This is a genomic window from Falsiroseomonas sp. CW058 (assembly GCF_050563535.1).
Lineage (GTDB): Bacteria > Pseudomonadota > Alphaproteobacteria > Acetobacterales > Acetobacteraceae > Falsiroseomonas.
Map to the genome: position 1 here is coordinate 1 of NZ_JBNXUO010000009.1, position 23,124 is coordinate 23,124.

Annotated in this window: 21 protein-coding genes; 4 read left to right on the forward strand and 17 right to left on the reverse strand. The window is 73.5% G+C overall.

Annotated elements, in window-relative coordinates:
- The first annotated feature begins 162 nt into the window (after positions 1-162).
- Positions 163-1,806: a GMC family oxidoreductase gene (locus ACK8OX_RS09355; protein ID WP_430663750.1), complete on the forward strand. Its 1,644-nt coding sequence runs from the start codon at positions 163-165 to the stop codon at positions 1,804-1,806.
- Positions 1,807-1,814: 8 nt separating this feature from the next.
- Here ACK8OX_RS09355 and ACK8OX_RS09360 read toward each other — a convergent pair whose 3' ends face one another.
- Complete coding sequence (locus ACK8OX_RS09360) at positions 1,815-2,018, reverse strand: tautomerase family protein (protein WP_430663751.1); 204 nt, start codon at positions 2,016-2,018, stop codon at positions 1,815-1,817.
- A gap of 159 nt (positions 2,019-2,177) precedes the next feature.
- Between ACK8OX_RS09360 and ACK8OX_RS09365 the strand changes: the two genes are divergently transcribed.
- Both ACK8OX_RS09365 and ACK8OX_RS09370 read left to right on the forward strand, forming a co-directional pair.
- Positions 2,178-3,176 (forward strand): Bug family tripartite tricarboxylate transporter substrate binding protein, encoded by a 999-nt coding sequence (locus ACK8OX_RS09365; protein WP_430663752.1) that lies wholly within the window; start codon positions 2,178-2,180, stop codon positions 3,174-3,176.
- On the forward strand, positions 3,173-4,216 hold the full coding sequence (locus ACK8OX_RS09370; protein ID WP_430663753.1) for a ketopantoate reductase family protein: 1,044 nt from the start codon (positions 3,173-3,175) through the stop codon (positions 4,214-4,216). Before ACK8OX_RS09365 ends, ACK8OX_RS09370 begins: the two co-directional genes overlap by 4 nt.
- A 33-nt stretch (positions 4,217-4,249) precedes the next feature.
- Here ACK8OX_RS09370 and ACK8OX_RS09375 read toward each other — a convergent pair whose 3' ends face one another.
- Both ACK8OX_RS09375 and ACK8OX_RS09380 read right to left on the reverse strand, forming a co-directional pair.
- The gene (locus ACK8OX_RS09375; RefSeq protein WP_430663754.1) at positions 4,250-4,657 is read right to left on the reverse strand and encodes a PaaI family thioesterase; all 408 of its coding nucleotides are present in this window, start codon (positions 4,655-4,657) and stop codon (positions 4,250-4,252) included.
- On the reverse strand, positions 4,654-6,312 hold the full coding sequence (locus ACK8OX_RS09380) for a thiamine pyrophosphate-binding protein (protein WP_430663755.1): 1,659 nt from the start codon (positions 6,310-6,312) through the stop codon (positions 4,654-4,656). Before ACK8OX_RS09380 ends, ACK8OX_RS09375 begins: the two co-directional genes overlap by 4 nt.
- 114 nt (positions 6,313-6,426) lie before the next feature.
- Between ACK8OX_RS09380 and ACK8OX_RS09385 the strand changes: the two genes are divergently transcribed.
- The gene (locus tag ACK8OX_RS09385) at positions 6,427-7,407 is read left to right on the forward strand and encodes a Bug family tripartite tricarboxylate transporter substrate binding protein (RefSeq protein WP_430663756.1); all 981 of its coding nucleotides are present in this window, start codon (positions 6,427-6,429) and stop codon (positions 7,405-7,407) included.
- 13 nt (positions 7,408-7,420) lie between these two features.
- Here ACK8OX_RS09385 and ACK8OX_RS09390 read toward each other — a convergent pair whose 3' ends face one another.
- Genes ACK8OX_RS09390 through ACK8OX_RS09455 form a run of 14 tightly spaced genes read right to left on the reverse strand, consistent with a single transcriptional unit; the run spans position 7,421 to position 22,926 of the window.
- Positions 7,421-8,752 carry an MmgE/PrpD family protein gene (locus ACK8OX_RS09390; protein ID WP_430663757.1) on the reverse strand — a complete coding sequence of 444 codons (1,332 nt, stop codon included), beginning with the start codon at positions 8,750-8,752 and terminating at the stop codon, positions 7,421-7,423.
- Positions 8,753-8,759: 7 nt separating this feature from the next.
- On the reverse strand, positions 8,760-9,728 hold the full coding sequence (locus ACK8OX_RS09395) for a Bug family tripartite tricarboxylate transporter substrate binding protein (protein ID WP_430663758.1): 969 nt from the start codon (positions 9,726-9,728) through the stop codon (positions 8,760-8,762).
- 25 nt (positions 9,729-9,753) lie between these two features.
- On the reverse strand, positions 9,754-10,698 hold the full coding sequence (locus ACK8OX_RS09400; protein WP_430663760.1) for an SMP-30/gluconolactonase/LRE family protein: 945 nt from the start codon (positions 10,696-10,698) through the stop codon (positions 9,754-9,756).
- 17 nt (positions 10,699-10,715) lie between these two features.
- Entirely contained in the window at positions 10,716-11,183 is a 468-nt protein-coding gene (locus ACK8OX_RS09405; RefSeq protein WP_430663761.1) for a Zn-ribbon domain-containing OB-fold protein, read from the reverse strand.
- Positions 11,184-11,226: 43 nt separating this feature from the next.
- Entirely contained in the window at positions 11,227-12,408 is a 1,182-nt protein-coding gene (locus ACK8OX_RS09410; protein ID WP_430663762.1) for a thiolase family protein, read from the reverse strand.
- Complete coding sequence (locus tag ACK8OX_RS09415) at positions 12,405-13,556, reverse strand: thiolase C-terminal domain-containing protein (RefSeq protein ID WP_430663763.1); 1,152 nt, start codon at positions 13,554-13,556, stop codon at positions 12,405-12,407. Before ACK8OX_RS09415 ends, ACK8OX_RS09410 begins: the two co-directional genes overlap by 4 nt.
- Positions 13,557-13,573: 17 nt before the next feature.
- Complete coding sequence (locus tag ACK8OX_RS09420) at positions 13,574-14,716, reverse strand: CaiB/BaiF CoA transferase family protein (RefSeq protein WP_430663764.1); 1,143 nt, start codon at positions 14,714-14,716, stop codon at positions 13,574-13,576.
- Positions 14,717-14,724: 8 nt separating this feature from the next.
- A complete protein-coding gene (locus ACK8OX_RS09425) occupies positions 14,725-15,954 on the reverse strand; it encodes an ABC transporter substrate-binding protein (RefSeq protein WP_430663765.1) in 1,230 nt (409 codons plus the stop codon).
- A gap of 23 nt (positions 15,955-15,977) precedes the next feature.
- Positions 15,978-16,682: an ABC transporter ATP-binding protein gene (locus ACK8OX_RS09430; protein WP_430663766.1), complete on the reverse strand. Its 705-nt coding sequence runs from the start codon at positions 16,680-16,682 to the stop codon at positions 15,978-15,980.
- A complete protein-coding gene (locus ACK8OX_RS09435) occupies positions 16,669-18,435 on the reverse strand; it encodes an ABC transporter permease subunit (RefSeq protein WP_430663767.1) in 1,767 nt (588 codons plus the stop codon). The genes ACK8OX_RS09430 and ACK8OX_RS09435 overlap by 14 nt, the downstream gene beginning before the upstream one ends.
- Before the next feature lies 1 nt (position 18,436).
- Positions 18,437-19,393: a branched-chain amino acid ABC transporter permease gene (locus ACK8OX_RS09440; protein WP_430663768.1), complete on the reverse strand. Its 957-nt coding sequence runs from the start codon at positions 19,391-19,393 to the stop codon at positions 18,437-18,439.
- Positions 19,390-20,427: an alcohol dehydrogenase catalytic domain-containing protein gene (locus tag ACK8OX_RS09445; protein WP_430663769.1), complete on the reverse strand. Its 1,038-nt coding sequence runs from the start codon at positions 20,425-20,427 to the stop codon at positions 19,390-19,392. The genes ACK8OX_RS09440 and ACK8OX_RS09445 overlap by 4 nt, the downstream gene beginning before the upstream one ends.
- Positions 20,428-20,432: 5 nt before the next feature.
- Positions 20,433-21,308 carry a cyclase family protein gene (locus ACK8OX_RS09450; protein WP_430663771.1) on the reverse strand — a complete coding sequence of 292 codons (876 nt, stop codon included), beginning with the start codon at positions 21,306-21,308 and terminating at the stop codon, positions 20,433-20,435.
- A 4-nt stretch (positions 21,309-21,312) separates the two neighbouring features.
- Complete coding sequence (locus ACK8OX_RS09455; RefSeq protein ID WP_430663772.1) at positions 21,313-22,926, reverse strand: class I adenylate-forming enzyme family protein; 1,614 nt, start codon at positions 22,924-22,926, stop codon at positions 21,313-21,315.
- Between the last annotated feature and the right edge of the window lie 198 nt (positions 22,927-23,124).

Below are 23,124 nucleotides of genomic sequence, written 5' to 3' on the forward strand. Positions count from 1 at the left end.
ATAAGTTCGGCGAGAACGCCTCTGGTCCCCACAGGACCAGGGGCGTTTTGCGTTGGTGCGGGAAGATTCGGCCTGCAATCCAGGTCCGCGAAGCTGCGCCACCCCCCTAGCCCCCGGTCCCATCCGCTTCGTATCCTGCCGGCCTAGCCCAGGAACACGGACATGACCAGCGCGGCCCCGGACAGCTTCGATTACGTCATTGTCGGCTCGGGCGCGGCCGGGTCCGTGCTTGCGAACCGGCTCACCGAAGATCCCGGCGTGACGGTCTGCGTGCTCGAAGCCGGGCCGCCGGATCGCAATCCCTTCATCCACATCCCCGCCGGCTTCGTGAAGACGCTCGCCGATCCCGGCGTCACCTGGCAGTTCAAGACCGAGGCGATCCCGATGACCGGCGGGCGCCGGATCAGCACGACGCAGGGGCGCACGCTCGGCGGTTCCTCCTCGGTCAACGGCATGATCTACAACCGGGGGCAACCGAACGACCTCGACAGCTGGGCGCAGCGAGGCAACCGCGGCTGGGGCTATGCGGATTGCCTCCCCTACTACCGGCGCAGCGAGAACCGCATCGGCGTCGCCGGTCACAGTCGGGGCACGAATGAGGGCGCGATCCCGGTCACCGACATGGACTGGATCAACCCCGTCTCGGAAGCCTTCATTCAGGGGTGCCTCGGCCTCGGGATTCCGCGTGCCCTGGACTACAACAGCGGCGACCAGGCCGGCGTCGGCTATTACCAGCGCACCATCCGCAACGGCCGCCGGGTCTCCGCGGCGCGGGCCTTCCTCCACCCGGCGATGACGCGGAAGAACCTCGAGGTGCGGACCCATGCCCGCGCCAGCCGGATCATCTTCGAGGGCACGCGCGCCGTGGGCGTCCGCTATGTCGCGGCGCCCGGCGCACCGGCAAGGGAGGTGCGCGCGCGGCGCGAGGTGATCGTCTCGGCCGGCACGGTCAACACGGCGCGGCTGCTGCAGGTCTCGGGCGTCGGGCCGGCGGACCTGCTCGGGCGGCTCGGGGTCGAGGTGGTGCACGAGCTGCGCGGAGTCGGCTCCAACTTCCGGGACCACTACGCCTCCCGCTTCGTCATGCGCGCGAAGCCGGGGGTGGAGACGCTGAACGAGCTGTCCCGCGGCATCAGGCTCGGCGCGCAGATCGCACGCTGGGCGTTGCGTCGCCCGAGCATGCTGGCCACCACGCCCAGCCATGTCCATGTCTTCTGGAAAAGCTTCGAGGGCCTGGACCAGCCGGACTTGCAATGCGTCTTCACCCCCGGCTCCTATGCCGAGGGCAAGGTCTACATCCTGGACGACTACCCGGGCGTCACCGCCGGCGCCTGGCAGCACCGGCCGGAAAGCACGGGATGGGTGCGCGCGCGCAGCACCGACGTGTTCGAGGATCCGGAGATCAACCCGAACTACCTGTCGGACCCCATGGACATCCGCGTGCATCTCGGCGGCATGCGGCTGATCCGCCGCATGCTCGCCACGCCCGAACTCGCGCCCTATCTCGAACGCGAGACGCTGCCCGGCCCGCAGGCGCAGACGGATGACGAGTTGCTGGATTTCGCAAAGCGGAACGGCAGCACCACCTACCACCTCATCGGCACCGCACGGATGGGGCCGGAGACCGACCCGACCGCCGTCGTCGACGACAGGCTGCGGGTGCACGGCCTGCAGGCGCTGCGCGTCGTCGACGCGTCGGTCATGCCGAGCATGCCCTCGGCCAACACCTACGCCACCACGCTGATGATCGCCGAGCGGGCCGCGGACTTCATCCGCGGCCGCGATGCGGCCTCGGAGGCGGCGTAGCCCTGCCTTCAGCCGCCGCCCTGCCGGACCGGCGGCGTCTCGGCCAGCGCCGTGCCGGACAGCCAGTCCTCCCGCTCCACATCCTGGAAGATGATGGAGGTGGCCGCGGGATCGACGCCCTCCGCCTGGAGCGCGGCCATGATCCCCTGCGCGACGCGGCGCTTCTTCGCGGCGTCGCGGCCGGTGAACCACTGGACGGTGACGGTGGGCATCGTGCTTCCTCCTCGATCCGCGGGCGCATCGCCCGCCGGCGCCATGATGCGGCGCCGCGCGGCGACGCGGGAGGGGAGGGGCCACTTGCGTCCCTACGGGTCCTTCGGAATACTGGTCAGTAAGGCGCGGGAAGGCCTCCCGGCCGCTGGAGGACCGCCATGACCGTCCCGCTGACCCGGCGCGCCGCGCTCGGCCTGGCCCTGACGCCCGCCCTGGCACGGACGGGGGCGGCCCAGGCGCCCGCGCCCTGGCGGCCGAACCGCCCGATCCGCATGGTGGTGCCCACCGCCGCCGCCGGCGCGAATGACGTGATGGCCCGCATCGCCGCGCAGTTCCTCGCACCCCGCCTTGGCCAGCCCGTGGTGGTGGACAACCGGGCGGGCGCCGGCGGCACCATCGGCACGATGGACGTGCTGCGCTCCCCGCCCGATGGGCACACGCTGCTGATGGGGAATATCGGCGCGCAGTCCATCGCCTATTCGCTGGCGCGCAACATGCCTTACGGTCCCGATGACCTGGTGCCGATCTCCAACATGTTCACCACGCCGCATGTGCTGGTGGTGCATCCCACCGTGCCCGCGACGACCCTGCGGGACTTCGTGGCGCTGCTGCGGGACTCACCGGACAAGTACAGCTACGGCACGCCCGGCATCGGCCAGTCGCCCCACCTGGCCGCGGTCTGGTTCAACCAGGTCGCCCAGACGCGAAGCGTCCCGGTGCATTACCGGGGCACGGCGCCGGCGAACACGGACCTGATCGCGGGCAACATCCACTTCGTCTTCGACCTGATCGCGAACCACGTCGAATCCATACGCGCCGGCCGGGTGCGCGCCATCGCCGTCACCGGGCCGGAGCGCAGCCCCCTGATGCCCGAGCTGCCCACGATGCGCGAGGCGATGGCCGAATTCGCGACCTTCTCCACCGGCAGCTGGATCGGCCTGCTGGCCGCGAAGGGCACGCCGGAGGCCGCGATCCGCACGCTCAACGCGGAGATGCGGGACCTGCTGACCTCCCCCGAGACGGCGCAGCGCTTCCTCGCCCTCGGCGGCACGCCCGCCTATGGCGCGCCGGAGGAATTCGGTGCCTTCCTGCGCGCCGAGACCGCGAAATGGGCCGAGGTGATCCGGCGCGAGGGGCTGCAGGTGGACCTCACATGAGGATCGCGGTCGTCGGCGCCGGCGCGGTCGGCGGGTACATTGGCGCTCATCTCGTCCGCGCCGGGCGGGACGCGACCTTCATCGATGGCTGGCCCGCCCATGTGGAGGCGATGCGGGAAGGGGGGCTGCGCATCGCCGCGATGGAGCCGGACGGCTGCTTCGCCGTGCCGGTCCGCGCCCTGCACGTCGCCGACGTGCCGCAACTGGCCTTCGAGGCGCCCTTCGACGTCGCCTTCATCGCGGTGAAGTCCTACGACACCGCCTGGGCCACCGCGCTGGTGCTGCCCTTCCTCGCGCCGCAGGGCGTGCTCGTCTCGGCCCAGAACAGCATCAACGAGGACACGATCGCGGGCCTTGCCGGCTGGTCGCGCGTGCTCGGCTGCTCGGTCGGGCTGCATTCGGCGGAACTCGTCGCGCCCGGCCATGTCCAGCGCAACTCGCTGCGCGGCGATGCCGCCCGCATCGGCATGAAGGTGGGTGAGCCGCATGGCCGCGTGACGCCGCGGGCGGAGATGGTGGCGGAGATGGTCGGCCTCGGCGACAGCGCGAAGGTCACGACGAATCTCTGGGGAGACCGGTGGTCGAAGCTCGTCATCAACGCCATGCGCAACGCCACCTGCGCGATGACCGGCCTGTCGAGCAAGGAGCGCGACCTGGACGAGCCGGTGCGCCGCCTGTCCATCCGGCTCGGCAGCCAGGCGGTGCGGGTCGGCCGCGCCATGGGCCTCGCGCTGGAACCGATGAGCGGGCTCGACCTCGACCTCCTGGCGCGGGCCGAACACGACGCGGCGGCGATGGCGGCGGTGGAGGCGCAGATCGCGGCCGTGAACGCCACGCGCAACGACGCCTCCCGCCCTTCCATGGGCCAGGACATCCGCAAGGGGCGCCGGACGGAGACCGGGGCGATCAACGGCCTGGTCGCGCGGCGTGGCGCGGAGGTCGGCGTGGACGCCGCGCTGCACGGGCGGGTGGATGCGCTGATGCGCCGGATCGAGCGGGGCGAGCTGCGCCCGGCGCGGGAACACGCGCTGGGCCTGTAGCGCCCGATCCGCGGAGGCGGAACCGCCGGCGCGCTACCGCCCGAGGATCTTCCAGATCCCGCTTGCGGCCAGCACGGCGCGGTCCCCGACGGCCAGCGTGCCGCGCAGGAAGATGACGGCGCGCGTCAGCCGCGTGACCTCGGCCCGCGCCTCCACGAAGTCCCCGGCCCGCACGGCGGCGAGGTAGTGGAGGTCGAGCTGGATGGTCGCCACCGCCGCGGCCTTGGCCGCGCGATAAGCGGTGCGGCCGATCGTGTGGTCGATATAGGTGGCGAGGATGCCGCCATGGATCACGCCGCGGCCATTCTCCTGCGCGCTGCCGGTCTCGAAGCCGAAGGCGAAACCCTCGCCTTCCTCCCTGATCCACTGGCCCGGCGTGACCTGGGGCAGGGCCTTGTCCTCATAGCGGCGCCAGCCCTGCGCGGCGGGGTCGAAACTCATGCGCTGCGCCTCTTCGCATAAGGGCCATAGGACGGCACGGGGCCGATCGCGCGCATGTCCACCTCCACCAGCGTCGGGCCGGGGGTGGCCAGCGCGCGTGCGACGGTTTCGCCGAAAGCGTCCGCCCGGTCCACCCGCCAGGCCGGGATGCCGGCCAGCGCGGCCAGCGCCTGCAGGTCCGGGTGGCGCAGCTCCCCGAAGAAGCGGCGGCCGTCCTGGAAGGCGTCCTGGATGTGGCCGATGGCGGCATAGATGCCGTCATTCATCACGATGCAGCACAGCTCGGCCCGTTCCTGCGTGGCGGTGAACAGCTCGCTCATGTTCATCGCGAAGCCGCCGTCGCCGGCCATCATCACCGTCTTCCGCCCCGCCGGGCCCGCCGCCAGCGCGGCGCCGATGCCGAAGGGCAGGCCCGGGCCGATGGCGGCGCCGACCGGGTGGATGGAATCGCGCGGGCCATGGACCGGCACCAGCCGGTGCGCCCAGGTCGCCCCTGCCACCGTCGCATCCCGCACCCAGAGCGCGTCGCGCGGCATGGCCGCGCGCAGCTGCGCCGGGAAATCGGCATAGGGGCCGAGCGTGTCGCGATAGGCCGCGCGCGCCGCGTCCCGCGTGCGGGCGAGCTCCGCGGCGAAGCCGGGCTCGATACCGAGCCGCCCGCCGAGGCGCCGCGCCAGCCCGCCCAGCACCGCCGCCGCGTCCCCCGCCACGAACTGCGCCGAGGGATAGGTGCGGCCCGCCGCGCGCGGGTCCACATCCACCTGCACCAGGTTCCGCGGCAGCTTCAGCGCGCCGTCCAGCGTCTCGTGCCCGCGCAGGCGGGACCCGACGACGACCATCGCGTCCACGCCCTCGTAGAAGCGTTCGACCAGCGGCGCGTCGTTGCCGTGCAGCGCGCCGAAGCTCATCGGGTGGTCGTCCGGCACGGTGCCGCGGCCGTTCCAGGAGGTGACGATGCCGAAGCCGAGATCGGCCAGCGCCCGCGCCTCCGCCGCCGCGCCTTTGGCGCCGTTGCCGAGCCAGAGCATCGGCCGCCGGGCAGCCGCCAGCATCTCCGCCAGCGCGTCCAGCTCCGCCGCCGCCGGCAGCGGCGCGGGGCGGACCGGCAGGACCAGGCGGTCCAGCGCGGCGGGGCGCGCGACGGCGGCGCGCTGCAGGTCGGTCGGGATCTCGATCGTCACCGGGCCCATCGGCGCGGACAGCGCATCCGCCGCGGCGGCGAGCAGCACGCCGAAGGCTTCCTCCGCGACCCGCACGCGATGGACGGACTTGCAGACGGCGGCGAGCATCTCCCCCTGGCCCGGCACGTCATGCACCGCGCCGGTATCGCGACCGAGCAAGCGTGTCGCGGTCTGGCCGGTGACGTGCAGCAGCGGGCTGCCGGCGAAACGCGCCTCGACCAGCGCCGGCACGGCGTTGGCGGCGCCGGGCCCCGTGCTGGTGACGAGCACGCCGAGCCCGCCGGTCGCGCGCGCATGGGCATCCGCCATGTGGCCGCCGCCCATCTCGCCCCGCGCCGGGACGAAGCGGATGGCGTTGCGCCGGCCGATGGCGTCCAGCACCGGGATGTTGTGGATGGAGACGATGCCGAAGGCGGTGGTGACGCCCGCGGCCGCCAGGAATTCCGCCACCAGGTCGCCGACGGTGTAGGCCATGCGTCTCCCCCTCTTCCCGGCGATATTCCGGCTCGCCGTATTCGATACCGGAAGGTATGCTGAAGTCCGCGACGGTGCGCAAGCGACGTGCCGCGCAAGGGAAGGGACGACGCCATGATGGAACGACGCACGCTGCTCGGCGCGGGGCTCGCAGCCGGCCTGCTGCCGCGCGGCGCCCCCGCCCAGGGCACCGCCTGGCCCGCGCGGCAGGTGCGGATCATCAACCCCTTCGCGCCCGGCGCCGCGCATGACGTGCTGGTGCGCATCGTCGCCGAGGGCCTCGCCCAGCGCCTCGGCCAGCCCTTCGTGTCGGAGAACCGGACCGGCGCGGGCGGCAGCATCGGGTCCGAGGTCGCGGCCCGCGCGCCGAATGACGGCCACCACCTCTACGCCGCCACGATCGGCACGCTGACCATCAACGAACATCTCTATGCCCGCCTGCCCTACGACCCCGCGCGGGACTTCGTGCCGGCGACGCTGATCTGGGAAAGCGCCAACTGCCTGTTCGTCTCGGCCGAGCGCAACCCGGCGCGCACCCTGCCCGAATTCATCGCCTGGGCGCGCGCACAGGGGCGGGAGCTGACCTTCAGCTCCGCCGGCGCCGGCACCACGCCCCACCTGGCGGGCGAGATGTTCAAGGCCCGCATCGGCATCCCCGCGCAGCACGTCCCCTATCGCGAAGGGTCGCAGCGCGTGCTGGACCTGGTGAGCGGCGCGCTCGACTTCTCGGTGGACAACATCGCCACCTACACGGCGCTGCTGCGTGAGGGGAGGCTGCGTGCCATCGCGGTCGCCGCCGCCGAACGCTGGCCGACCGTGCCGGAGGTGCCGACCATGGCGGAGGCCGGGCTGCCCGGCTTCGCGGTGCCGAGCTGGGGCGCCTTCGCCTTCCCGGCCGGCACGCCGGACGCCATCGTGGCACGCCTGGCGGCGGAGGTGCGGGAAATTGCGGCCGACCCGGCCGTGCAGCGCCGCTTCCTCGCCGCCGGCGGCCGCACGCTGGCCACGACGCCGGAGGAGACGGCGCGCTTCGTGGCCGCCGAACGCATCCGCTGGGGCGAGGTGGTGCGCGCCGCCGGCGTGCGGGTGGAATAGGCCGGGGCTGCGGTCAGGCGCCCGGCGTCGCGGCTTCCAGCAGGGCGGCGATGTCGGGCAGGTCCGGCAGGGCGTCGAGCCGGTCCAGCAGCCGCGCCGCCGCGGCCACGCCCAGCACCGGCACCGCCTGGTCCAGCGCCTTCCGCCGCAGCGCGGCCGCGTCCATCGGGTTCGCCACGCTGCCCGTCGCGTGCTCCACCGCCGCTTCCAGCCGCGTCCCGCCGCGCAGCACCAGCGCGACGCGCGCCTGGTCCCGCGCCAGGGTCGCGTCGGGGATCGCGACCACGCGCCGCCGCAGCGCGACCACGGCGGGGTCGTGCACATGCCGCGCCTGCTCCACCCCGGCCCGCCCGGCGACCAGCGTCGCGGCGCACCAATGGGCGATGCTGACCTGCGCGTCGAAGGGGCTGGCGACCTCCTCGCGCAGGCAGAGCCGTTCGGCCAGCGGATCCACCGTCACCTCGATGCGCGCGATCTCCTCCGGTGCGGGGCGCGCGCGGGCCAGGATGGCAAGGCAGCCATCGATCGCGGGATGCACGGCGACGCCGCAGGGATAGGGCTTGTAGGCGAGGTCCAGCATCGCGTGGCGGGCGCCGAGTCCTTCGGTCAGCGGAGCCGCCGGGTTGCCGGGCGCCATGGTCGGCAGCAGCCCGTTCGGCCCCTCCAGCGCGCCGTCATGGCAGGTGAGCCCCGCTTCCGCCAGCAGCGCCGCCGCCAGCCCGTTGCGGGCGGCGAGGCCCGGCACGAGCGGGCTCATCACGCTGGCATGGGCCGAACGCAGCCCCGCCGCCTGCGCCACCGCGAAGCCGAGCGCGGAGGTCATCGCCGCCGCCGTCAGCCCCAGCACCCGCCCCGCCGCCGCGGCGGCGCCGATGGTGCCGACCACCCCCGTCATGTACCAGCCGAGGGAGGCCGGGTGCGGCCCGCCCATCAGCGCCAGGCCCAGGCGGCAGGCGATCTCGTCCCCCGCGATCACCGCCGCCAGCAGCTCCGCCCCGCCGACGGCGCGGCCCGCCGCGGCCGCGAGCGCGGCGGCGGCGACCGGCGCGGTGGGGTGGATGACGGTCGCCAGGTGGGTGTCGTCGAAGCAGTCCTGCGAGGCGGCAAGCCCGTTCATCACCGCCGCGGCGCCGCGTTCCAGCCGCCGCGCATGCCCGGCCATCCAGGCCCCGCCCGGCTGGCCGAGCGTTGCGAGGATGCGGGCGTGTTCCGGCGCGGTGGAGCCGCCGAGCGCGACGCCGAACCAGTTCAGCAGCGCCCGCTGCGCCTCCGCCTGGACGGACGCCGGCTGGTCGTGCCAGCGCAGCCCGGCGGCGTAGCGGGCGAGGGCGGCGGTGTGGGTCATGCGCCGCTCACTCGACGCGGATATTCGCTTCGCGCACCAGCGCCGCCATCTCCGCGCGGCTGCGCTCGATCCAGGCGGCGAATTCCGCGGGCGGCGCGCCGCCGGGCAGGATCACCAGCTGGTCGAAGCGGGCCTTCACCTCTGGCTCGGCCAGGGTCGCGGCGATCGCGCCGTGCAGCCTCTCCCGCACCGCATCGGGCGTGCCGGCGGGGGCGAAGACGGCGGCCATGTCGGACAGCACGAAACCGGGCAGGCCGGATTCGATCAGCGTCGGCACGCCCGGGCGCGCCGGGATGCGTTCCGCCGTCGCGACGCCGAGCACCTTCGCCCGCCCCGCGCCTTCCAGCTGCGTGGAGGTGGAGATGGCCAGCACCGCGGCATCCAGCGTGCCCGCGCTGATGTCTCGCAGCGTGTCGCCAGCGCCGCGATAGGGCACCGCGTTCAGCGGCGCGCCGGTCGCGTGGCGGAAGCGTTCCACCAGCATGTGGCTGGCCGTGCCGTTGCCGGAGAAGCCGACGCTGATGCCGCCTGGATTGGCGCGGGCGGCGGCGATGAAGCCGCGGATGTCCTGGTACGGGCTGCCGGCCTTGACCGCGAGGCTCTGCGGGAACTGCGCGACGAGCGTGACCGGCGCGAAGGCCGTGGCGTAGTCGAAGGCGAGCCCGCGCAGCAGCAGCGGGTTCACGACATGGCTGAACCCGTCCCACAGCAGCGTGTGGCCATCCGGCGCGGCCTGCGCCACCGCCGCGCCGGCCAGCGTGCCGCTGCCGCCCGCGCGGTTCTCCACCACGACGTTCTGGCCGAGCCTTTCGCCGAGCCGCGGCGCCAGCAGCCGCGCCACCACATCGGCAGCCCCGCCCGGCGCGAAGGACACGACGAGGCGGATGGACCGCGTGGGGAAGGCGTCCTGCGCCAGGGCGGTTCCGCCGAGTGCAAGGAAGGGCAGGGCAAGCGCGGCCCGCCGCGTGGTGTGCATGATCATTCCTCCCGTTCGGTCCAGGCTACCAGTCCCAATGCACCGGCGCCACGCCGGCCACCGGGGCCCGGAAGGTCGCGAGCCGCGTGCCGCCGAGGCTGCCGAGATGCGCCGTCCGGCGGTCCGCCCCGCCGAAGGCGATGCTGCTGGCGTTGCGCAGCACCCGCCCGCGCGTGCCGTGCATCATGTCGCGGCTGAGCCTGCGGGCGGAGAGCGCCTCCTCCAGCAGGTCCAGGCGTTCCGGCGCGCTGTCCTCCACCACCAGCGCCCGCGTGCCGTCGGGCGCCACCCGCCAGACGCGGTTGCTCGCCACGCTCACCACCCAGACGCCGCCCGCCTCGTCCAGCGCCAGGCCGTCGGGGAAGTCCCCGGCGCCGAATTGCGACAGCGTGACGCGGTTCGACAGCGTGCCGTCGGGCGTCATGTCGAAGCGCGTCAGGCGCCGGCCGAAGGTCTCGTTGACGTAGAGATGGCCGCGCGCCTCGTCCGGCCAGCATTCGTTGGTCCAGCCGAGGCCGGTCGCCAGCACGCGGATGCCGCGCTCGTCGCGCAGCGCGACGAAGCCGTCCTCCACATGCGTGGTGTAGCTGTCGCCCGGTGCCCCGGTGCTGACGCAGATCCACAGCCGGCCGCGGCTGTCGGTGCGCACGAAGTTCACGCTGCCGAGCCTGCGGCCCGCGATCTCCGTCACCTCCCGCGACAGCGTGCCGTCGGGCCGCAGCCGCCAGACGCCGCCCTCGTCGGACAGGTTGGCGATGGCGAAGCTGCCGTCGCGCAGCAACGCGATGCCGTTCGGAATCAGGGTGCCGCCGCCGATCAGCCGCTGCGACCCGTCGGGCGCGATGTGGGTGACGCCGCCGCGCCGGTCGGAGACGTAGAGGTCCCCGCGCCGCGTCGCCAGCACGCATTCCGGGCGGTGCAGGTCATGGCCGGCGAAGGCCAGCCCGTCGAGCCCGGTTTCCGTCCGCATCGCGCCCGCCGCCCGGTTCAGCCGGCCGCCGGCTCGAACCAGAAATCCATCACGTCGCCGATCCGCTTCTCGGCGAAGCGGGTGGTGACGCGGGTGCCGATGGCCAGCCGCTTCGCGGCCTCGGCGCCGCTGGTCAGGTCGACGCCCTTGAAGAAGCCGCCGATCGCGGTGTCCGCGCCGTCGAGCATGACGTAGCCGAAGGCATAGGGCGGGTCGGGCAGGTTGTTGAACTTGTCGTAGACGATGGTGAAGGCCTCGATCACGCCGCCGGGGCCGACCTCCACCCAGTCCGTCGTCGGCTCCAGCGTCTGGTCGGAGAAGGCGCGCGGCGGGCAGAGCACGCGGCCCGACCCGGCGTCGCGCTTGCCGTAGATCTTCGCGTGGTCGCGGATCTGCACGTAGAACCAGCTCGCCGTCTCGCCCAGCGCGTGGGTGTAGGTGATCTTCCAGTCTTCCTGGCGCTTCAGCAGTTCCATCTTCGTCATCCTGTCGTCTCGTTGGAATTCGTCCGCCGCATGGGGCGCGCCGTCAGGCTTCCACCACCATGGTCCCGAAGAACTGGTGGTCGCCGCCATTGCCGCTGGCGATGCCGATGCGCGCGCCCTTCACCTGGCGGTCGCCCGCGCGGCCCCAGACCTGCAGCGCCGCCTCCGCCACGCGCACCATGGCGGTGACCGCGATGGCATTGGTGCAGAGCACCCCGCCCGACGGATTCACCACCGGCCCGGACGAGGCGCCGAGCGCGAAGGCGCCGTCCCGCAGCATCGCCGGGGATTCGCCGAGTCCGGCAAGCTGCGCCGCCTCGATCGAGTGGAACTCGGTGTTGCTGAAGGGCGCGTAGAGCTCCGCCACATGCACGTCCCTGCGCGGGTCCTTGATGCCGGCCATCGCATAGGACTTGCGGAAGCTCGCGCCCAGCGCATGCGCATCCGCGTGGTCGGCGGTGTAGCCGCGCCCCATCCGGTCGCCGAGGTAGTAGGTCTCGGACGAGTGGGCGAGGCCGGTGATCCACACCGCATCCAGCCCGCGGTCCTTGATGTAGCGTTCCGAGGCCAGCACCATCGCGCAGCCGCCCGAGGATTGCGGGCAGCAGTCGAACAGCTTCACCGGCCAGGAGATCATGCGCGACGCCATGACCTCCTCCATCGTCGTCTCCTTGCGGAGATGCGCGTGGCGGTTCCGCGCGGCATGGCGGCGGTTCTTCACCACCACGCGCGCCATGTCCTCCTCCGTCATGCCGTATTTGTGCATGTAGCGGACCGCCGACATGGCCAGCATGTTGATGGTGCCGAGCGGCAGGCTGCGTTCGTAGATCGGGTCCCAGATCTTGTTGAGCACCGTCTGGCTGTCGCCGCATTCGCCGACCTTGTCGGCGCCCGCCGTCAGCACGACGTCGCAGGCCCCGGACGCCACATGCGTCCAGGCCGTCGCGACGGAGGAGATGCCGGTGGCGCCGCCGGTGTTGATCCGCAGGAAGCGCTTGTTGCGCCCCCCCACGGCATCCACGCCGAGCCGTTCCGCATTGCCGATGCCCACCATGGCATCGGGCGACAGCGAATAGACCACCGCCTCGATGTCGTCGAAGCCGAGGCCGGCGTCCTGCATGGCGATGACCACGGCTTCCCGCACCAGGTCCGGGTAGCTCGCGTCGTTGCGGCGCGGCTGGAAGTCCGACTGGCCGATCCCGATGATTCCGACGCGCGCGCTCATGCCGCGGTCCTCCCTTCCCCGGCCTCGAGCACGATGACCGTCTGGTACTGCATGGCCGGGCCACTGGCGGCGTGCGCCAGGCCGCGCCGCGCGCCCTGCTTCTGGTGCGCGCCCGCCCGGCCGCGCAGCTGGTTCGCCACTTCCGCGATGCGGATCAGCCCGGTGCAGAAGACCGGGTTCATCGAGGCGACGCCGCCCGAGAGGTTCACCGGCAGCCGCCCGTCCGGCCCGAAGGCCGCAAGCCCGCCCTGCCAGTCCCGCCGTGGTGCGAGGCCGAGCGCCTCCATCGCCAGCAACGCCTGGTAGGGGGTCGCGTCCGTCACCTCCGCCAGGTCGAAGGCGTCCGTGGCCGCCGCGATCCCGGCCTCGCCATAGGCCTGCCGTGCCGCCGCTTCCAGCGCCGGCGCTTTCGCCAGGTCCCGGTCGCCGAGGAAGGCGGGCTCCGTCGCCCAGCCCATGCCGGAGATCCAGGCGACGGGGCCGAGACCGCGTTCGCGGATGAACTCCTCCGACGCCAGCATCAGCACCACCAGCCCGGCATCCGGCGCGCGCACCATGTCCGTGCGCAGCGGCCAGCGGGTGACGCGGCCCGCCGGCAGGTCGGCCTCCACCGCGCCGGGGAAGGCGCGGGCGCCGTTGGCGCGCCAGGTCCGCGCCAGCCGCTCGGCCAGCGCGGCGGTGCCGGGCGCCGCGTGTTCCAGCGCATTCGCCTGCAGCGCCGCCGCCGCCAGCTCGTCGAGGGGCAGGCGGCGGTGGAACAGCGGGTCGTTCGCCAGCCGCTGCGCCTCGGGGATCGAGGACGCCTCCGTCGGGCTCCAGGCGGCCACGAGCTGCGTGCGGAACTGGCCCGACGCGATGCGCAGCGCGCCGAGCACGAAGGCATGCTCGCCCGAGGAGGGGGTCGAGAGGATGTCGCGATCCACGCCGCCGAGCGGGGCGGACGCCATCATCACCGAGATCGCGCGCCCGTCGTACTGGTCGTTCGCGCCGACCACGATGCCTTCGAGGTCGCGGGTCGAAAGCCCCGCATCCGCCAGCGCCGCCTGCATGGCGGCGTGCAGGTGTTCCTCCAGCGAATGCCGCGCATCGTCGGGCAGGCGCGGCCGGATGGCCACCCCCACGACACCGACCCTTGGTCCTGCTGCCATCTGATCCTCGTGTCCTGTCATTCCGTGGCGCCGAGCGGCGGCGCCGTGGCCTCCGCCGCCGCGTCCCGCAAAGGCGGGCGGGTGGGCGGGGGCACGCCGTCGATCCAGGCCGGGAACAGCGCCTGCAGCGCGCCATCCGCGGCGCGCCGCACCAGCCGCCTGGCCTGGTGGTGCGGCGAGGCGACCGCCTCGCCGAGGTCGAGCACGGGGCTGAGGCAGCAATCCGCCGGCCCGAAGCGGGCCACCGCCTCGTCGCGCGTCATCGTGCCGATCAGCGCCTGCACATCGGCGATCAGCGCCGCCTGGGGCAGCGCCTCCTCCTGCCGCGTCGCCCAGTCGGGGCGGCCGGCGGCGTGGCAGAAGGCGCGCCAGAACTTCGGCTCGATGGCGCCGAGGGTGACGTGGCGGCCATCGGCGCAGCGATAGGTGTTGTAGTAGGCGGCGCCGCCGTTCAGGTAGGTCCCGCCGCGCACCGGCACCTCGCCCGTCGCGCCGTGCCCGGCGATGGCGAAAAGCTGCAGCGGCATCGCCGCATCCGCCAGCGCCAGGTCGATGTGGCAGCCCTGTCCATCCGAATGCCGGCCGAGCAGCGCGCCGAGGATGGCGAGCGCGGCGAAGAGCGCGCCGGTGCCGTCCGCGACGGGGGGGTCGAGGAAGACCGGCGCCTCCGCCCCGTTGCGGTGCATCACGCCGGCATTCGCGAGGTAGTTGTTGTCGTGCCCCGCCGCCTGCGCCAGCGGCCCGGCCGCGCCGTAGCCGTTGATGGAGCAGTAGACCAGCCGCGGGTTCACCCCGCGCAGCGCGGGCCAGTCCGCGCCCAGCCGCGCCATCACGCCGGGGCGGAAGCCCTCGATCAGCACATCCGCGCCCGCCACGAGCGAGAGGAAGGCCGCATGGTCCTCCGCCCGCTTCAGGTCCATCCGCAGCACGCCCTTTCCCGCATTGACGGCCGCATGGAAGGCACCCCCGCCGGCGGCGTCGCGCGGGCCGAGACCGCGCATGGGGTCGCCGCCGGGCGGCTCGATCTTGATGACCTCCGCCCCCATGTCGGCCAGCAGCAGGCTGGCCAGCGGGCCCGGCAGGAACCAGGACAGATCGAGCACCCGCACGCCGCGCGCGAAGCGGCCGAGGCGCGACACGGGATGCCCGCTGTCCGGCATGGGCAGGCTCAGCGCCGCGGCCAGATGGGCTCGGCCAGCGCCGTCTCGCGCGGGAAGATCGAGACGGGGACGCCGTTCTGCCACTGCGCGATGACCAGCGGCGCGCCGATCCGCCGCCCGCGTTCGTCGAAGCGCACCCGCTGGCCGGGATAGGCGGCCGCCGCCGGCCCGCTGGTGAGGTCGAGCGCCTTGATCGCCTCGTTCACCCGCGCGCGGTCCGTCGTGCCGGCACGCTCCACCGCCTCGCGCAGGATCATCATGTGGCCGTAGTTCGACAGGCTGTCCTGGGTGATCCAGGGCTCGCCGGTCCTTTCGCGGAAGCGGGCGATCATCGCCTCCTGCCCCTTCAGGCCCCAGGTGGCGGTGATGAACATCGCGCCCTCCAGCAGGTCCTTGCCGAGCAGGCGCAGCAGGTCGGGCGAGCCCATCGGGCCGCCGTTGTTGATGATCGGCAGCCGCCCGCGGCCGAGCCCGATCTCGTTCAGCTTCTCGAGCGTCAGCTTGATGTCGGGGATGGCGGTGGGCAGCAGCAGCAGCACGTCCGGCCGCGCCGCGCGCACGCGCTGCATCACCGGGCCGGCATCAGACAGCGGCGGCGTGAAGGTCTCGTCCACCACGATCCGCACGCCGAGCCGCTCCGCGCCCCCCGCGCGCAGCCCGCGCGTGAAGGAGACGGGGGAAGCGGTGTTGTCCATCACGATGCCCATGGTCTGCGGCGCGCGGCCGGTGGCCGTGCGCGCGAGCTCCATGATCGTCGGCAGCGCATTCGCCGCCTGGTCGTCCGCGGTGGGAGAGGTCTGGTAGACGTGGCGGAAGCCGCGGTTGGTGATCGCGTCGGAGTAGGAGAGCGTCAGCCAGGGCACGCCCGCGCGCTCCGTCACCTCGGTCACCGCCAGGGTGAAGGAGGAGACATAGGCGCCCGCGCCGCCCACCAGCTGCGGCTCCTGCGCCAGCAGGCGCTCGGCCGCGGTCTTCGCCTTCTCCGGGCTGTCGCCGACATCCACCGTGGCGAGCCGCACCTGCGCGCCGCCCAGCGCGCGGATGCCGCCCGCGGCGTTGATCTCCTCCACCGCGAAGCGGGCGCCGAGCACGGACAATTCGCCGAGCCGCGCCCAGGGGCCGCTGAGCGGCGAGGCCATGGCGAAGACCACCTCGCGCGGCTGCGCGCGCAGCGCGGGGGCGGCGAGCGTGGCGCCGGCGGCGCCGAGCAGGCCGAGTTGGCGGCGGGAGATCGTCATCCTTGGGTTCCTCCTGTTCCGGTTCACATGCCGAGATAGGCTTGCCGCAGGCGTTCCGCGGACAGTTCGCTCACCGGGCCGTCGAGCACGATGCGCCCGGTCTCCAGCACGTAGCCGCGGTCGCAGGCGTCGAGCGCCTCCGCGACCCGCTGCTCGACGAGAAGGATGGTCATGCCGTCGGTGCGGTGCAGTTCCCGCACCGCGTCGAAGATGGCGTCCGCCATGACGGGCGAGAGGCCCATCGACGGCTCGTCCAGCATCAGCAGCCGCGGGCGGGAGGCCAGCGCGCGGCCGATCGCCAGCATCTGCTGCTGCCCGCCGGACAGCGTGCCGGCATGCTGCCCGCGGCGCTCCGCCAGGATCGGGAACAGCGCGTAGATCCGCTCGAGCGACTGCGCGAGGACGCGCCGCCCGGCCTCGGGCCAGGCCCCCATCTCGAGGTTCTCGAGCACGGTGAGGGAGGCGAAGACGCGCCGCCCCTCCGGCACATGCGCGATGCCGAGATGGGCGCGCCGCGCCGCGGGCAGGCCGAGCAGGTCCTGCCCCTCGAACTCCACCCGGCCCGCACGCGCGGGAACGGTGCCGGAGATGGCCTTGAACAGCGTCGTCTTGCCCGCGCCGTTCGGCCCGACCACGGCGATGAACTCGCCCTGTCCCACGCGGAGCGTGACCTCGCGCAGCGCCGCGAGGCCGCCATAGGCGACGGAGAGGCCCTCAACCGACAGCATGCGCATCCGCCCATTTGCGGCCGAGATAGGCCTCGATCACGTCGCGCCGGCGCGTCACCTCGCCCGGCGCGCCCTCCGCCAGCTTGCGGCCCTGGTCGAGCACGACGAAGCGGTCCACCAGGCCGACCATCGCCTGCATCGTGTGCTCGATGATCACCACCGTGACGCCGGCCGCGGGCAGGCGGCGCACCACCGCGATCAGCTCCTCCGTCTCCGCGGCGCCGAGGCCGGCCAGCGGCTCGTCCAGCAGCACGAGCCGCGGGCCGCCGGCCAGCGCGCGGGCAAGCTCCATCAGCCGCAGGTCGCGGGTGGTCAGGTCGCCGGCGACGGCGTCCGCCTTGCCGGACAGTCCGGCCAGGGCCAGCGCCCGCAGCGCCGCCGCGCGTGCCGCGGCGTGGTCCGCATGGGCGACGAAGGCGCCGACCAGCACGTTCTCCAGGATGGTCATGCGGGCGAAGGCGCGGGCGACCTGGAAGGTGCGGCCGATGCCGAGCCGGCAGACCTGGTTCGGGCGGAGGCCGGCCAGGCTGCGGCCGGCGAAGAGCAGTTCCCCCGCGCTCGGCGGCACGATGCCGTTCAGCATGTTGAACAGCGTGGTCTTGCCCGCGCCGTTCGGGCCGATGATGCCGAGGATCTCGCCCTCCGCGACGGCGAAGGACACGTCCTGCACCGCCGCCACGCCGCCGAAGTTCTTCGAAAGACCGGTGACCTCCAGCAGCGTCCCGCCGATGGCGCGCGCCGCCGGGGCGGGCGCCGGCGCGGCGGGGGCCGGCGCCGCGGCCGGGGCGGCCGCCCCGCGGCCGCGCGCCGCGCGCAGGTCCCGCAGCTTCCAGTACAGCCCCTCGGGCGCGGTCAGGATCACCACCATGATCGCGACGCCGTAGAGCACGCCGTGGATGCCCGGCAGGAACTGCCCGAACTCGGCGCGCAGCGTCTCGGCCAGCGGCACGAGGATGGCGGCGCCGATCACCGGCCCCCAGAGCACGCCCGCGCCGCCGAACATCGCGACGATCACCGCCTCGGCCGAGACGACCATGCCGAAGACGGAGGCCGGCGTGACCACCAGCAGCACCATCGCGTAGAGCCCGCCCGCCGCGCCCGCGATGGCGCCGCTGAGCGCGATGGCGCGCAGCTTCCAGGCGCGCGTGTCGACCCCCGCCGCTTCCGCTGCCAGCTCGTTCTGCTTGATCGCCAGCAGCGAGAGCCCGAAGCGCGAGCGTTCCACCGCCGAGCAGACCGCGAGCGAGACGGCGAGCAGGCCGAGTGCGATGGCGAGGTAGGCGCGCGGGTCCTGGAACTGCATGAACCAGGCCGCATCCTCGCGCTTCAGCGGGATCGACACCTCCTGCAGGCCCATCCAGTCGAACAGGTAGGTCAGCACCAGCGGATAGGCGAGCATCGCAAGGGCGAAGTAGATGCCGCGCAGCCGGAAGGTCGGCAGCCCGATCGCGACCCCCGCGAGCGCGCCGAGCAGTGCCGCGACCGGGATGCCGATCCAGGGCGTCAGGTCGAAGCGCACCAGCAGCAGCGTGACCGTGTAGGCGCCGAGCCCGAAGAAGGCGGCATGCCCGAAGGAGACGAGGCCGCTGTAGCCGCTGAACAGGTTCCAGGACACGCCGAAGGCCGCCCAGATCGGCACCAGCACCAGCAGCAGCTGGTAGTAGCGGTTGGGCACGACGAAGCCGAGCGCGAACCACGCCGCGCAGACGGCCAGGATCAGCGCCAGGGTGCGCGGGGGCAGCAGGCGCGCCATCTCAGGCGCGCTCCACGTTGCGGCCGAACAGCCCCTGCGGGCGGAACAGCAGGATCAGCACGAAGGCGGCGAAGATCGCGGCGTTCTGCAGCTGCAAGGGCAGCACGAGGGTGGAAAGCTGCTGCACCAGGCCGATCACCATGCCGCCCCAGAAGGCGCCGGTGATGCTGCCCATGCCCCCCAGCACCACGCCGGCATACATGATGATGATGAAGTCGACGCCGACGAAGGGCTGCACCGGGTAGTAGGTGACGATGAACCCCCCCGCGAGCCCCGCCACCGCCGTGCCGATCGCGAAGGCGATGCGGTGCGCACGGTCCACGTCGATGCCCATGTAGGTCGCGGCTTCCGGGTTGTCCGCCGCCGCGCGCAGGGACTTCCCGAGCCGGGTGGACCCCACCAGCCGGAACAGGCCGAAGGCGACCGCCAGCGACAGCACGGCCGCGATGGCGCGCGCGTGGTTGACGAAGACCGCGCTGAAGTCGTCGTAGAGCAGCGGCAGTTCCCACGCCGAGGAGGAGAGCGGCGTGACGATCGAGTAGGGCGAGGAGCCGAGCAGCAGCAGCCCGCCATTCTGCAGCACCAGCGCCATGCCGAGCGTGAGGATGAGCTGCGCCTGGTGCCCCTCGGCCGAGAGCCCCGCCGCGCGCAGCCCGGTGGTGCGCGCGATCAGCAGCCGGTGCAGCGCCGCGCCGGCCGCGAACAGCACCGGCACGGTCAGCGCCGCCGCGACGAAGGGGGTCGCCGCGCCGAACATCCCGTTGCCCAGGACATGCGTGGCCAGCCAGAAGGCGAGGTACATCCCCACCATCATGAAGTCACCCTGCGCGAAGTTGATGACGCGCATGATGCCGAAGATGAAGGCGAGCCCGACGCAGAGCAGCCCGTAGACGCAGCCCACCAGCAGGCCCGCGGCCAGCGCCTGCAAGGCCTGTTCGACGAGGACGGCGGCGTTCATGCGGCGGGCCTCAGCACGATGCGGCCTGCGGCGCGGCCGGCCTCCACCGCGTCATGCGCCTCGGCCGCGCGTTCCAGCGGCAGGGTGCGGTCCAGCGCCGCGCGCACCGCGCCGCGCGCCAGCAGCGCCAGCACCGTCCGCAGTTCCGCGCGGGTCGTGCTCGTCGCGCTCAGCAGCGAGATGCCGCGGAGGAAGAGCTGCGCCGGGTTGAAAGGGACGAAGTCGCCGGTCAGCTGCCCGACCAGCACCCACCGCCCAGCCTTGGCCACGCTGCGCCGCGTCGGCTGGAACAGGGGCGTGCCCACATTGTCGATCACGACATCCGCGCCTTCCCCCGCCGTCATCTCCCGCACCGCGGCGGAGAAGTCCTCGCCCCGCGGATGCAGCACCACCTCGTCCGCGCCCGCCTCGCGCAGCGCCGCGACCTTGGCGGGCGAGGTGGTCTGCGCCAGCACCCGCGCGCCGGCCAGCCGCGCAAGCTGCACGCCGTGCAGGCCGAGCCCGCCGCCCGCACCGGTGACCAGCACCGTCTCGCCGGGCCGCACGCGGCCGATCTCCGCCACCGCATGGAACATCGTGCCGATCGCGCAGGCGGCGACCGCCGCGGCCTCGGGCGCCACGCCGTCCGGCACGGGCACGACCATCCCGGCGTCGAGTGCGACGAATTCCGCATAGCCGCCGTTCAGCCCGGCATCGCCGAGGAAGACCGCCTCGGCGCAGAGCGGCTCCCGCCCGCCCGTGCAGTGGCGGCAGGCGCCGCAGACATGGGCGCGCTGGCTGGTGGCCACGCGCTGCCCGGCGGCGAGGCCGCGCACGCCGCGGCCGAGCGCCACGACCTCGCCGCAGATCTCGTGGCCGGGGATGAAGGGAGGCTCGATTCCCGCCTTCAGCGTTCCGTTGCGGGTGACGACGTCGTGGAAGCAGACGCCGCAGGCCTCGACCCGCAGGACCACCTGGCCGGGGCCGGGCGTCGGGTCCGGCAGCGTCTCCGGCCGCAGCGCGGCGGCGGCGGGGCCGGGGGTGCGGACGACCATCGCCCTCACAGCACGGCCACCGGCGTCAGCGGGCTGCCGGTGGCGCCCTTGATGGGCAGGGCTGCCGCCACGAACAGGAAGGCGGTCGCGCCGGCTTCCGCCAGCGGCTTCAACTGCATCCCCTCCAGCAGCGGGATGCCGTGGTCGCGCAGCAGGCGCTGGTGCACCGGGAAGACCTGTCCGGGCGGGAAGGGCAGCACCTCGATCGCGTAGTTGTCGGCGCCCACCAGCGCCACCCCCGCGCCGGCCAGCCAGACCGCGCCTTCCTCGTCGAGGCCGGGTTCGGCGTCGAAGGAGATCAGCCGCCGCGGCCGGCCCTCCTGCGCCTCCAGCCATCCGGTGCGCAGCAGCACCGCGTCGCCCGGCTCCGGCACCACGCCCGCGCGGGCGGCCGCGGCTTCCAGCATGGCGCGGCCCACCGGCGTGCCATCCGCCAGCGGCCCGTCCTGCGCGAGGTCGAGCAGGATGCCGCGCGTCACCAGCGGCGGCAGCTTCTCCACGCCCAGCCGCTGCGCGCCCGTCGTGCTGCGCACGGCGCTGCCGGGGAAGCCGTTGTACATCAGGTCGTCGCACCAGGCGTGGCACAGCGCATCGACATGCGTGCCGCTGTGCAGCGGCAGCACCACCGTGTCCTCGGCGAACTGGAAGCCGCCGGGGCGCTTCGCGCCGGCCGCGTAGTCCCCGCCGTCGCGCCCCATGAAATGCGACATCCCCGCGCGATGGCCGGGCACCGGCATGGCGGCGTGCAGCGTCTGTGCCAGCGGCACCACGCGCCCCGTCCGCACCAGCGACGCGGCGCGCAGCACCTCGGCCGGGCCGGCCAGGTTCGGCGCGCCGGCCTCGTCCTCCGCCCCCCAGCGCCCCCAGGCCTCGCGCGCCATCGGCTCAGCCCCTGTCGCCGGGAAGGGCGGCCGCCTCGTCCTTCAGTTCGCGCCGCAGCAGCTTGCCGGTCACCGTGGTGGGCAGCGCGGGGCGGATCTCGATGCGGTCCGGCACCTTGTAGGCCGAGGCGAGGCTGCGGCAATGCGCCGCCAGTTCCTCCGCGCCGGGATGCGCATCGGGCCTGGGCACGATGAAGGCCACGATCAGCTCGCCCTTCTCGGCATCCGGCACGCCGACCACGGCGGCCTGCGAGACGCCGGGATGCTGCATCAGCACGTCCTCGACCTCGGCCGGGGAGATGTTGATGCCGGACCGCTTGATCATCTCCCCGCTGCGGCCGAGGAAGCGGAGCCGGCCCTCGCCGTCGATCTCGCCGATGTCGCCGGTGCGGAACCAGCCATCCTCGGTGAAGGCGGCCGCGTTGTGCCCCGCGCTCGCGCCGCCGTAGCCGCGCGTCAGGTAGCCCGACACCTCGATCAGGCCGGCGCGGCCGGGGCCGAGCAGCCGGCCGTCCTTCTGGTCGCGGATGCGGAGCCGGACACCCGGAAGGGGTGGGCCCTGGCAGGTGCTGCGCAGGTCGAGCGGCCAGTCATGCGGGGTGACGCAGCAATTGCCGTAGCATTCGCTCGACCCGTAGATGTTGGCGATGTGCGCGGCGCCCAGCACGGTTGCGGCCTGGTGCAGGTCCTGCGGCGCGCCGATGGTCAGGCCCTTCCGCAGGCTGGCGGTGCGCGCGGGGCGGAATTCCGGATGGCGGATCAGCGCCGCCGTCATCGCGGGCAGGGTGTAGATCGAGGTGCAGCGGTGCCGCTCGATGAGGTCGAGCGCCTCGCCCGGCTCGAAGCGGGACTGCAGCACCAGCGTGGCGCCATGCGTCAGCGTGGCCGGCATGGCGTTGACCGCGCCATAGGCCCAGAACAGCGGCACCGCGACCAGCACCCGGTCGCCCGGCCCGAGGCCCTGGCGTTCGCCGATGTTGAAGCCGTTCTCCACGATGCCGTGCTGGACCAGCCGCACCGCCTTCGGGCGGCTGGTGGAGCCCGAGGTGTAGAGGATGATGCCGTCATCCCCCGCGCCGGCGGCTTCCCCGGGCGGCAACGGCGGCAGCGGCGCCGCGCCGTCGATAAGCGCCTCGTGCCGCAGCCAGCCGGGCGGGGGCGGCGCGCCGACCAGCACCAGGTCGCGCAGCGCGGGGAAGCGGGCGGAGCGCCACGCGCCGCCCGCCGCCGCTTCCGGGACCAGCGCGCCGAGGCTCGCCACGAAGTCCTCCCGCCCGAAGCCGGGCAGCGCGAACAGGGTCCGCACGCCGGAATCGGCCAGCAGGAAGTCCAGTTCCTGCCGGGTCGACCAGGTGCTGAACGGCACCACCACCGCGCCGGCGGCGGAGGCGCCGAGGGCGGCCTCGAGGAACTCCGCGCGGTTGTTCATCAGGATGCCGACACGCTCGCCATGGCGCAGCCCGCGGGCACGCAGCGCGGAGGCGACGGCGCGGACGCGGGCGGCAAGCGCGGCGAAGCTCAGCACCCGCCCCGCGCAGATCACCGCGGGCGCGGCGGGGCGGAGCGCGGCCTGCTCCTCCAGCATGTCGTGCAGGGTGCGGGCGAGGGGGGGCGTCATCGTCCGGTCAGCATCCCGGAGGCGCGGCGGGCGGCATCGCTGGCATCGTTCCTTCCCCATGCCGCCGGCCGGGCGGCAGCCTCATGCGTCGTTGAACCTACCGGCAAGTATGTTCGCGGAACGGCCGGCACGCAAGGGGGCAGATGCGGGCATGAGGGGTGGGCAGGAAGGCGCGCGGCCCGGCCCTGGCCGGCCCGC

Coding starts and splice junctions, on each gene's coding strand:
- ACK8OX_RS09355 (WP_430663750.1), top strand. CDS start 163: ATGACCAGCGCGGCCCCGGACAGCTTCGATTACGTCATTGTCGGCTCG.
- ACK8OX_RS09360 (WP_430663751.1), bottom strand. CDS start 2,018: ATGCCCACCGTCACCGTCCAGTGGTTCACCGGCCGCGACGCCGCGAAG.
- ACK8OX_RS09365 (WP_430663752.1), top strand. CDS start 2,178: ATGACCGTCCCGCTGACCCGGCGCGCCGCGCTCGGCCTGGCCCTGACG.
- ACK8OX_RS09370 (WP_430663753.1), top strand. CDS start 3,173: ATGAGGATCGCGGTCGTCGGCGCCGGCGCGGTCGGCGGGTACATTGGC.
- ACK8OX_RS09375 (WP_430663754.1), bottom strand. CDS start 4,657: ATGAGTTTCGACCCCGCCGCGCAGGGCTGGCGCCGCTATGAGGACAAG.
- ACK8OX_RS09380 (WP_430663755.1), bottom strand. CDS start 6,312: ATGGCCTACACCGTCGGCGACCTGGTGGCGGAATTCCTGGCGGCCGCG.
- ACK8OX_RS09385 (WP_430663756.1), top strand. CDS start 6,427: ATGATGGAACGACGCACGCTGCTCGGCGCGGGGCTCGCAGCCGGCCTG.
- ACK8OX_RS09390 (WP_430663757.1), bottom strand. CDS start 8,752: ATGACCCACACCGCCGCCCTCGCCCGCTACGCCGCCGGGCTGCGCTGG.
- ACK8OX_RS09395 (WP_430663758.1), bottom strand. CDS start 9,728: ATGCACACCACGCGGCGGGCCGCGCTTGCCCTGCCCTTCCTTGCACTC.
- ACK8OX_RS09400 (WP_430663760.1), bottom strand. CDS start 10,698: ATGCGGACGGAAACCGGGCTCGACGGGCTGGCCTTCGCCGGCCATGAC.
- ACK8OX_RS09405 (WP_430663761.1), bottom strand. CDS start 11,183: ATGACGAAGATGGAACTGCTGAAGCGCCAGGAAGACTGGAAGATCACC.
- ACK8OX_RS09410 (WP_430663762.1), bottom strand. CDS start 12,408: ATGAGCGCGCGCGTCGGAATCATCGGGATCGGCCAGTCGGACTTCCAG.
- ACK8OX_RS09415 (WP_430663763.1), bottom strand. CDS start 13,556: ATGGCAGCAGGACCAAGGGTCGGTGTCGTGGGGGTGGCCATCCGGCCG.
- ACK8OX_RS09420 (WP_430663764.1), bottom strand. CDS start 14,716: ATGCCGGACAGCGGGCATCCCGTGTCGCGCCTCGGCCGCTTCGCGCGC.
- ACK8OX_RS09425 (WP_430663765.1), bottom strand. CDS start 15,954: ATGACGATCTCCCGCCGCCAACTCGGCCTGCTCGGCGCCGCCGGCGCC.
- ACK8OX_RS09430 (WP_430663766.1), bottom strand. CDS start 16,682: ATGCTGTCGGTTGAGGGCCTCTCCGTCGCCTATGGCGGCCTCGCGGCG.
- ACK8OX_RS09435 (WP_430663767.1), bottom strand. CDS start 18,435: ATGGCGCGCCTGCTGCCCCCGCGCACCCTGGCGCTGATCCTGGCCGTC.
- ACK8OX_RS09440 (WP_430663768.1), bottom strand. CDS start 19,393: ATGAACGCCGCCGTCCTCGTCGAACAGGCCTTGCAGGCGCTGGCCGCG.
- ACK8OX_RS09445 (WP_430663769.1), bottom strand. CDS start 20,427: ATGGTCGTCCGCACCCCCGGCCCCGCCGCCGCCGCGCTGCGGCCGGAG.
- ACK8OX_RS09450 (WP_430663771.1), bottom strand. CDS start 21,308: ATGGCGCGCGAGGCCTGGGGGCGCTGGGGGGCGGAGGACGAGGCCGGC.
- ACK8OX_RS09455 (WP_430663772.1), bottom strand. CDS start 22,926: ATGACGCCCCCCCTCGCCCGCACCCTGCACGACATGCTGGAGGAGCAG.